General features: G+C 58.8%; 8 protein-coding genes. All 8 read left to right on the forward strand.

The window, feature by feature from the left end; translation table 11 throughout:
• The first annotated feature begins 30 nt into the window (after positions 1–30).
• Complete coding sequence (locus AB7S84_RS09815) at positions 31–942, forward strand: RnfABCDGE type electron transport complex subunit B (RefSeq protein ID WP_020878505.1); 912 nt, start codon at positions 31–33, stop codon at positions 940–942.
• A 699-nt stretch (positions 943–1,641) separates the two neighbouring features.
• Positions 1,642–1,791 carry a P-II family nitrogen regulator gene (locus tag AB7S84_RS09820; RefSeq protein ID WP_020878504.1) on the forward strand — a complete coding sequence of 50 codons (150 nt, stop codon included), beginning with the start codon at positions 1,642–1,644 and terminating at the stop codon, positions 1,789–1,791.
• A 216-nt stretch (positions 1,792–2,007) separates the two neighbouring features.
• Positions 2,008–3,378: an ammonium transporter gene (locus AB7S84_RS09825; protein WP_428154192.1), complete on the forward strand. Its 1,371-nt coding sequence runs from the start codon at positions 2,008–2,010 to the stop codon at positions 3,376–3,378.
• Positions 3,379–3,479: 101 nt separating this feature from the next.
• Positions 3,480–4,400: a glutamine amidotransferase gene (locus AB7S84_RS09830; RefSeq protein WP_020878502.1), complete on the forward strand. Its 921-nt coding sequence runs from the start codon at positions 3,480–3,482 to the stop codon at positions 4,398–4,400.
• A gap of 14 nt (positions 4,401–4,414) precedes the next feature.
• Positions 4,415–7,480 carry a glutamate synthase-related protein gene (locus AB7S84_RS09835; RefSeq protein WP_428154195.1) on the forward strand — a complete coding sequence of 1,022 codons (3,066 nt, stop codon included), beginning with the start codon at positions 4,415–4,417 and terminating at the stop codon, positions 7,478–7,480.
• A 45-nt stretch (positions 7,481–7,525) separates the two neighbouring features.
• Positions 7,526–7,951, forward strand: a complete 426-nt coding sequence (locus AB7S84_RS09840) for a glutamine synthetase catalytic region (protein ID WP_020878500.1) — start codon at positions 7,526–7,528, stop codon at positions 7,949–7,951.
• A 332-nt stretch (positions 7,952–8,283) separates the two neighbouring features.
• Positions 8,284–9,138 (forward strand): 16S rRNA (cytidine(1402)-2'-O)-methyltransferase, encoded by an 855-nt coding sequence (gene rsmI / locus AB7S84_RS09845; protein ID WP_020878499.1) that lies wholly within the window; start codon positions 8,284–8,286, stop codon positions 9,136–9,138.
• On the forward strand, positions 9,135–9,535 hold a 401-nt coding region (locus AB7S84_RS09850; RefSeq protein ID WP_428154197.1), incomplete at its 3' end, for a CoA-binding protein. The genes rsmI and AB7S84_RS09850, both read left to right, overlap by 4 nt.

Below are 9,535 nucleotides of genomic sequence, written 5' to 3' on the forward strand. Positions count from 1 at the left end.
TCATCAATTCCATACACGCGAGAGGGTTCTATGAATTGGGTAACCATCAGTCTTTCCGCCGCGACACTGTTCGGCATGGCGGTTGTCATCAGCTATATATTGGGGTGGGCCAGCAAGGCATTCTACGTCAAGGTCGACCCTCGGATTGAAGCGATCATCGAGGCGCTTCCAGGCGCTAACTGCGGCGGCTGCGGATTTGTGGGATGCGCCGATTACGCGGAGGGCGTTGTCCTCAGCGGCGCTGCCGTGAACAGATGCCCGGTGGGCGGGGCGGCCTGTGCGGCCAGCGTCGCGGCCATCATGGGCATCGAGGTGGACGAGAGCTATCCCCAGCGTCCGATTGTCCATTGCGGGGCGCATTACGAAGATCGCAAGGGGCGGACGCCCTACTTCGGAGAGATGACCTGCCAGGCAGCAAACATGGTGGCAGGGGTCCAGGCCTGCACCTATGGGTGTCTCGGGTTTGGGGATTGCACCCGAGCATGCAAATATGATGCGATTCACGTCATCGACGGCCTGGCCACCGTGGACTACGATAAATGTATCGGATGCGGTGCCTGCGGCAGCGTCTGTCCAAGGAACATCATCACCATTACGCCCTTCAAGAAATCCCGGATTCTGGCCGTCGGCTGCTCCAACAAGGATGCCGGCAGGGAGGTCATGGCCGTATGCGAGGTGGGGTGCATCGGCTGCAAGGCCTGTGCAAAAAAATCCGAGTTGTTCAAGATCGAGGACAACCTGCCGACCATAGACTATGAACACTGGGACGCCGAATGCACGCTTGACGTCATGGAGGCTTGTGAAAAATGTCCGAGGAACCGTCTGATTTTCGTGGGAGAACCGTCCCCCGCGGATATCGCTGCGACCAAAGACAAGCCATTGCCTGAGGTGGTGGAGGCTGATTTCAAGACCACTGTCGACGATACCGAGTGGCGCGGATAGTTCTCGATATCGCATTTCCTTAAATCGAATTTTCAAAAAGCCGGGCGGCGACGCCCGGCTTTTTTTGTGTGTGTCGCGGCCGGTTCCCGGATTTCCCAGCATCGGGGCGAATAGTTGGGGCCGCCCATTGTTTGAGGGGGTATGGAACATCGTTTGGCGGGGCGCGGGATCAGGGCGGACACACAGGTCCGCCCCTACGTTGACCGCAATGTCATATCATCCGGCCCTCGTGGTCTGGATTTGGTGCAACAGGCCCGTATATCGCGGCTGGTTCCCGGATACCCGTAGGGGCGGACCTGTGTGTCCGCCCTTTTCGGATTGTGTGCGGCTTTTATCTTCCGGATGTGTTTCAGCCCATGGCGTGCGCCCCCTCATCCTGCCTGTTTCCCTCTCAGAGTTTACCGACAAGCCCATATCTTTAGTCTGAATAGACAAAAATGTGATAAATATAAAAATAAGTCACGAAATTGTCTTTGATGTTCAGTCAACGCTATCAAGTTCCGGCGTTACGCTTTTGTAATGATAGCAATAAAATAATTAAAAATTGAATAGTTGCAATATAAGTGCGGTGGATCAATAAGAACCGGTACGCATATTGCTGACATCAATAGAAGTAGGCTGATCTTTAAGACAGCGGGAGCCTGCAAAGATCCCCCGTTTCAAGCGTCACAGTCACACCGATACCCTGGGAGGCATGTCATGAAACAGATTCAAGCGATCATCAAACCCTTCGAGTTGGAAGAGGTCAAGTACGTTCTGAATGAAATCGGCGTCAAGGGCATGACCGTGGCGGATGTGAAGGGTTTTGGCCGTCAGTTGACGGGAGCAAACGGGGAAAGCGCAATCTGACCGACGTCCTGAACATCGTTCATGGGCTGCAACGTGAAAACCGCCGGAAAAACAGGAGATGAAAAAATGAAGTGTTTATGCACAGGTTCAACAAGGATCAGGTTCGCCGTGGTGTTGATGTCTGCCGTCCTTTTTTTCGCCTTCGGCGCTGCGGCGTTATCGTCAGCGGAAGAGGGACGGGCCCTCCAAAAAGCCGTCGAAGGAGTTCCGGGAGTCTTGCTGAAAGGAAAGACTCAGGAGGAGATCCGCAAGGACCTGCCGGTGTCGGGAGCCTATCGGGATGAAACGACGCCCATCGCCGAGGATGTCGAGGTGACGGTGGCCGGCAAAGCCGAAACCGTCTCCATTGTCCGCTACCTGTCGGATCTGGAGATCCTCCAATACCGGGGCGACGTGCTCTGGACCTGTATCGCCGCCTTTCTCGTCTTCATCATGCAGGCCGGGTTCGCCATGGTGGAGTCAGGCTTCACCCGGGCCAAGAACGCCGTCAACATCATGATGAAGAACATCATGGATTTTTGCATCGGTACCATCGCTTTTTTGATCATCGGATTCCATATCATGTTCGCGGGTCCTGATGAGCCCCTTTTCTTCCTCGGTAAAACGGAGGCTACCCAGTGGGGCTTTGCTTTCTGGCTTTTTCAGTGTGTTTTTGCGGCGACAACGGCCACCATCGTCTCCGGCGGCGTGGCCGAACGATGCAAGTTCACCAGTTACCTGATCTACAGCCTCGTCATCTGCGCGGTGATCTATCCGATCTTTGGCGGGTGGGCGTGGGGCAGTCTCCTGGACGGATCGGGATGGCTCGAGGCGGTTCTGGGCGTCGGATTCTATGACTTCGCCGGCTCGACCGTCGTCCATTCCATCGGCGGCTGGCTTGCCCTCGCGGGGGCCTTGGTCATCGGTCCCCGGGTCGGCAAATTTGACGCCGACGGCACCCCCAAGGCCATCCCCGGCCATAATCTGCCGTTTGCCGTCATCGGCGGATTCATCCTCTGGCTGGGATGGTTCGGCTTCAATCCGGGCAGCACAACGACCTTCGACGGGAATCTGGCCCGCATTGCCGTCATGACCAACATCGCCGGCGCCGCCGGCGGAATTGGAGCTATGGCCGCTATCTGGTTCTACACCCAGAAGCCGGATGTCGGCATGACCGTGAACGGATTTCTTGCCGGCATGGTGGCCGTCTGTGCGGCGGTGGATGTCGTCAACGTTTTTGGCGCACTGATCATCGGGCTCGTGGCGGGCGTCCTGGTGGTCTTCAGCGTCATCTTCATCGAACGAAAGCTCAAGGTCGACGATCCCGTGGGCTGTGTCAGCGTGCACGGCGTCTGCGGGGCGTGGGGCACTCTGGCCTACGCCGTCTTCGGTGTCGAACAGTTCAGCATGACGGTGCTGGCGGCGCAGCTGGTCGGCATCGGAGTGGCGTTTGCCTGGTCCTTCGGGTGCGGCATGGCTTTGTTCCTTGCTATCAAGCATACCGTGGGGCTTCGGGTGACGGCTGAAGAGGAAGAGGTCGGCCTCGATATCAAGGAACACGGCAACGAAGCCTATTCCGGATTACAGGTTGACCGTCACAGTTATTGATTTTCATGGCGTTTCACGATTCGGCCGGATGTCCGGCATTGACGTGGGCGTTGGAACCGTGCCGGATCCAACGGCATCCATAACCGCTGAGGAGCAGAACCATGTGTGCCATTGCAGGTATTCTATTCAAAAACGACAGACGCGGCAATTTCAATTTGACTACGGGCGAGGCCCTGACCCTGATCTTGGATGCGACACTTCACCGGGGTCCGGATTCTGCAGGTTGGGCTCTTTATCAAGATCCGATGCCGGGACAGCTGCGGATGCGCTTTTTCATCCCGAAAGGCGGAGACGCGAAGATTGAAACCGATAAGGTCCGACACGTGCTGACAGGAGAGGGGGTCGACGTCGTCGCAGCCGCGCCTTTGGGTTGCACCATAGGCGTCACGGCTCGGTTCGCGGGCGACCTCCTCGCCTTGACCCGTGCCGTCGAACACCGCGTCAGGCTGGTTTCCATGGGCGAGCGCCTTGACGTCATCAAGGACGTGGGGCAGCCGCTGGACCTGGCGTCACGGTACGGCATCGGCGATTTCAACGGGGCCCACGGCATCGCTCATATCCGGCTCGCAACCGAGTCGGGGGTTCATCCCGACACCGCACATCCTTTCTGGGCCTGCGGCTTCGCCGATATCGCCACGGTTCACAACGGTCAGATCACCAACTACTGGATCATGCGAAGGCGTCTGGAACGTCGGGGCATGACGTTCCAGACGGAAAACGATACGGAACTGATCGCCGTCTATCTCGCCTACCGAATGAGCTCAGGAGCGAGCCTGGAAGCGGCCCTGGAGACCTCTCTGGCGGACCTGGACGGCACCTTTTCCTATCTGGTCGCCACCAGGGACGCCATTGGATACGCCAAGGACAAGCTGGCAGCCAAACCCATGGTCAAATATGAGGACGACGACATGATCGTGATCTCGTCGGAAGAGGTGGGGATCAACCGCCTTTTTCCCGGGCGAGCCCTCGCCACCACCGAACCGGCCCCCTTGACCTGCGGGCTTTGGTCAAGATCGCAATAAGAAAGGCGCACCCCATGGCAACCATCGATTTATCCCATATGTCCGTTCGAACGGCCAACGAGGTCATCAAGGGCTACGGCGCTGTCCACGAGGATATCGACATCATCAACCCCGATGCCCGACATTATATCGCCGTAGGTCTTACCAACCCCATTCGTCTGCGGATACACGGATCTGCCGGATATTTCTGCGGCGGACTTACCGACGGGCCCCATATCGACGTGGAGAGGAACGTCAGCTGGGGAGTGGGTGACAACATGCTTGCCGGAACCGTTGTCGTCGGCGGCAATGCCGGCGCGCTCGCCGGCGAGGCTCTCCGGGGCGGAACCGTCGTGATCCGGGGTAACATGGGATCCCGGGCCGGCCAGGTCATGAAGAAGGGAACCCTTTGCTGCGCAGGTCATTCGTCCTTCATGGCCGGATACATGATGTACGGCGGTCGGATGGTCATTCTGGGCGATTCCGGCGAACGGGTCGGCGAGAACATGGTCGGCGGCGAAATCTTTGTAGGCGGCAGGATTCAATCCATGGGCAATGACGCGGCGGTGGTGGCGCCCACGGACGAGGAAACGGCGAGCGTCATGGCCTTTCTCGATCGTTTCGACATACGCTTCAACGGTCGATTCAAAAAGATCGTCTGCGCGGGTGGGGACCTTCGGTACGGTATTCCTGAATCCCGTAGGCGGATCATTCCGCATACTCTGTTTTCCGGAAACGGGGCATCTTACTGGAACGAGAAAACGGTGGAGGACATCCGGATCAAGTCCGCCATCGGCCGTTGCCGGATTCGCGGATTCGGTGCCGCCCGGTACGTGCCTCATTTTTCGGACATCGCGTTTCGAAGCGATCCGGAATGCCTCTCTACGACATCGGATCCGGTATCCCGAGTCGCCATGAGGACCCTCATCGGCGACAAGCACGGCGCCCGGGCGTTGGATCTCAGCATGCCGGTTATGGTCGCGCCCATGAGTTTCGGGGCCCTGAGCCCCAAGATGAAGACGGCCCTGGGGATCGCCTCGCGTCTTTCCGGGATTTCCGAAAACACGGGGGAGGGCGGAATGTATTCGGTGGAGCGGGCCGAGGCCCGCCAACTCATCGCCCAGTGCCTTTCCGGCCGTCTTGGCTGGAACATTCATGACATGAAACGGGCCGACGGTCTGGAAATCTATATCTCCCAGGGCGCCAAGCCCGGTCTGGGCGGGCAGCTCATGGCCGCCAAGCTGACCCGGGAGATCGCTGCCCTGCGCGGCATACCCGAAGGGATGGATCTGCGGTCGCCGTCGCGTCATCCCGACATCCTGGGCGGGGACGATCTGATCATGAAGGTTCGGGAGTTCCGGGAAGCGGTGGGGTGGCGGCTGCCGGTATCCATCAAGCTGGGGGGCGGCCGTACCCGGGACGACGTCAAAATCGCCTTCAAGGACGGTCTCGATTTTGTCGAGCTTGACGGCCTTCAGGGCGGCACGGGTGCGGCCGGCAGTGAGGTGGCGGAGTACGTCGGCATCCCTACGGTTTCGGCTCTGATGGAAGCCCTGGACGGTCTGGCCGAGATTGGCGCCGAAGGCCAACTGCCCATCGTGGTGATGGGCGGCATCCAGAGCGGCGTCGATGCAGCCAAGGCCATCGCCATGGGGGCGACTGCCGTGGGCCTCGGCACGTCGATGCTCATCGCCGGAGGCTGTATCGGTTGCATGGACTGCAGCTCGGGCAATTGCCCAATGGGCATCGCCACCCAGTCGCCGGAGCGGACCTCTCGGTTCGACGTCGAAAAGCAGGCCTGGAGAATGCACACCTACCTGGAGTCGATGCGGTTTCAGCTTGCGGCCGTAACCTGTTCCCTGGGGTATACGGATGTGCGCCAATTAAACCGCGGCGATCTGGTGGCCCTCACTCCCGAGGCCGCCGAATTGACCCGGTTGCCCTATGCGCCGGAGTATCGAAAGGGGTTGCGGGAATACCGACCAGGCCCCAAAGAATCAAAACCGGAAACCGGTACGGCAAACTTTTCAAGAAAGTCCTTTCGGTTGATCCGGGCCATGTCCGGAACGCCGGCCGTGGACGACATCGGTCAGCGGGAGATTCTCCGAGCACTGTGGGTTCCTCGGGAGGATCCTTTCCCGCTGTCCCGACCGTCGCACCTGGACGACGTGGTTTTTCTATCTGCGGCCTTGACGCGTTTGGTGATCGATCCCTATCGGGAGTCCTGTTCCACCCGGACCCATATCGCTCGAAGCATTGAAATCGGTGACAATGGCGGCTCCAAGCCTACGGTGGTGCTCGCGCATCCGCTCCTTTTCACCGGATTCGACGGGGCCCCGGAAAATGTCCGACAGGCCCTGGCCAGGGCATTGGCGGCCACCGGGTGTGGTTATGTCGGCCGAAAGCCGCCGGCGGAGGATTTCGAGAAGCATCGCCATCAGTGGTTTCAGCTCGTTGCCGATGGCGATCGATCGGATCCTCGCGCCGTCGGGATGATCTACGAGGTTCACGGCGGCGCTTTTTCATTGACGACAATGACGCGTTGCCGTTCCGGTCAACTGCTGGGATTGGCCGTGAAAGGGCCGGACCTGGCCGAGGCGGTCCCCTATGCCCTACATCATCGGTTCGACATGCTCCTTTTGGACGGCAGCGGTATCGGGGTTCCGTGGAGCGAACTCAAGGCCGCACCCGACCTGACCGTCATGCGAGACGCCATCCGACTGCTCCGGGATCGAAACATGGAGGAGGAGATCGCGCTGCTCAATTTCGGGGGGATGCGTTCGGGCACCGACGTGGCCAAGGCGTTGGCCATGAACTGCACCGCCTCGGTGATCGGCGCCGCCATGGGGTTTGCCGCAGGAGGCGTCCGGTATGGTGATATCCTGGCATTTCAGGAAACGGATGCCGTGCCGGTTCTGGAGGCGTCTATGATCAACTGGATCAAGGCTGCGGTCCAGGAGATCGCCGTTATCGCCCGATGCACCGGAAAGACCAACGTGCACAACCTGGAGCCTGAGGACATGCGGACCATCACCCTGGCCGCCTGCCGGGATTTGGACATTCCCCTGGCATCCGGGGAAACAAAGCGCCAAGCGTTTTAACCGGTTCGTAGATGGATGCCGATTTTGAAATAACGGCTGAAAATAATGGTGCCAGGGTGTTCACCCGCCTACGCATCCTACGGCGACAACAATCGGACCCAACTTTTCCGCTGCCCGGCCCCCAATCGATTCGAGGACCGATCTCCCTCGGCCATGGTCAATCCCTATCTCCTCATGGCGGCTCACATCGCCGCCGGACTGGACGGCATTAAAAATCGGATCGACCCGGGCGATGCCGTCATCGGGGAGAATGTCTGGAATTTGCCGTATGACCAGCGCCGGAAGCGGGGAATGATCCTGTTGCCCCAGAACCTCATGGATGCGGTAACGGCCCTTGAGGCGGACGAGGTGGTCTGCTCAGGCCTTGGCCCCATCGCCGAGGAGTTCATCCGCCTCAAGCGGGCCGAGTGGTCCGAGTTTATGCGGCACGTCACCCCGTGGGAGGTAAAGCGATACCTGACGTTTATCTGATTCGGTATGTCCATTGCCGCAGCGCTTTATTGAAAACCGTCCGTGATGTCGTTGGACGGTTTTTTTGTTCATTGAAGCTCAACTTTCGACTTTCACAGGCCGGTGCCGACACCATCATGAAAGCTGAAAGTTAAGAGAGAAATTGCATTAAAATTCTGTTGATGATTTGATGTCCATAGCGTATGACTCTGGCGCCCGACCCTGAATTCGTCGCCGGTTAGTGCAGCGTATATCCAGGAAATAGCTAATGGTATGCATAAAATATGATTAGACCTTGAAATATTTTTCCACAACGGTATAGTGCCGAGACAAGGCAATAAAACGTGAACGACATGACATCCCCAGGGAATCTTTACATCGTTGCCACCCCCATCGGCCACATGGACGATATCACTATCCGGGCGATCAACGTCCTCGGCCGAGTCCGCGTCATCGCGGCGGAAGACACCCGAAATACGGCAAGACTTCTCTCCCACCACCGGATCGGAGCGCCTTTGGTCTCATGCCATGAGCACAACGAGGAGGACCGGGCGGCGGAACTTCTTGCACGGCTTGAATGCGGGGAAGACGTAGCCCTGGTTTCCGACGCCGGCACCCCGACCCTTTCGGACCCCGGGTACCGGCTGGTCCGAATGGCCGTGGACAAAGGCATAAAGGTCATACCCATACCCGGTCCGTCAGCCGCCGTCAGCGCCCTGAGTGCCTCGGGACTGCCCACGGACGCATTTGTATTCGTGGGGTTCCTTCCCCGGAAGCGCGGCAAGCGGTCCGAAATGCTCGAAGCGCTGAAAAGGCAGCCGATGACGCTGATCTTTTACGAATCCCCCCGTCGGATACGCGCTCTCATCCAGGAGGTCTCCATTGTGATGGGGGACCGGGAGGCCGTGCTGTGCCGAGAGATGACAAAGACCCATGAGGAGTTCATCCGGGGACGGCTGTCGGAGATCCTGGCGGTCCTGTCGGCACGACCCGATGTCAAGGGGGAGTGCACGTTCCTGGTGGCGGGCCGCGGGGAAGATGATGCGCCTTCACCGGAGGTGATTCGATGCGAGATCGAAGCGGCCCTGGCCGAACACGGCGTCAAACTGTCGGGCATCTCCCGGCGTCTCGCAGAAAAATACGGGGTTTCCAAAAATGTTATCTACCAGGAGGCTCTGGCCATCAAAGAAAGGAAACAGAAGGAATGAACAAGCTGGATGCGATTTTTTCCCCCCAGTCCGTGGCGGTCATCGGCGCTTCGTCCACGCCGGGAAAGGTGGGGCACGATATCTTTGCCAATATTTTGAGAGGCGGTTTCAAAGGAGTGCTCTACCCGGTCAATCCCACGGCCAGGTCGATTCTGAGCGTCAAGGCCTACCCCAGTGTCACGGATATCCCGGATCCCGTCGATCTGGCCATGATCATTCTTCCACCCAAGCTCGCCAGGACAGCCGTAGCGGATGCCATCCAAAAAGGGGTGAAGGGCATCGTCATCGTTTCGGCGGGTTTCCGGGAGGTCGGAAAAGCGGGGCGCGACATTGAGGATCAAATCGTGGAGATGTGCCGCAAGGCCGACATTCGGCTCATCGGTCCCAACTGTTTAGG

Origin of the sequence: Desulfococcus sp. (assembly GCF_050178255.1) — a bacterium.
Taxonomy (GTDB): domain Bacteria; phylum Desulfobacterota; class Desulfobacteria; order Desulfobacterales; family Desulfococcaceae; genus Desulfococcus; species Desulfococcus multivorans.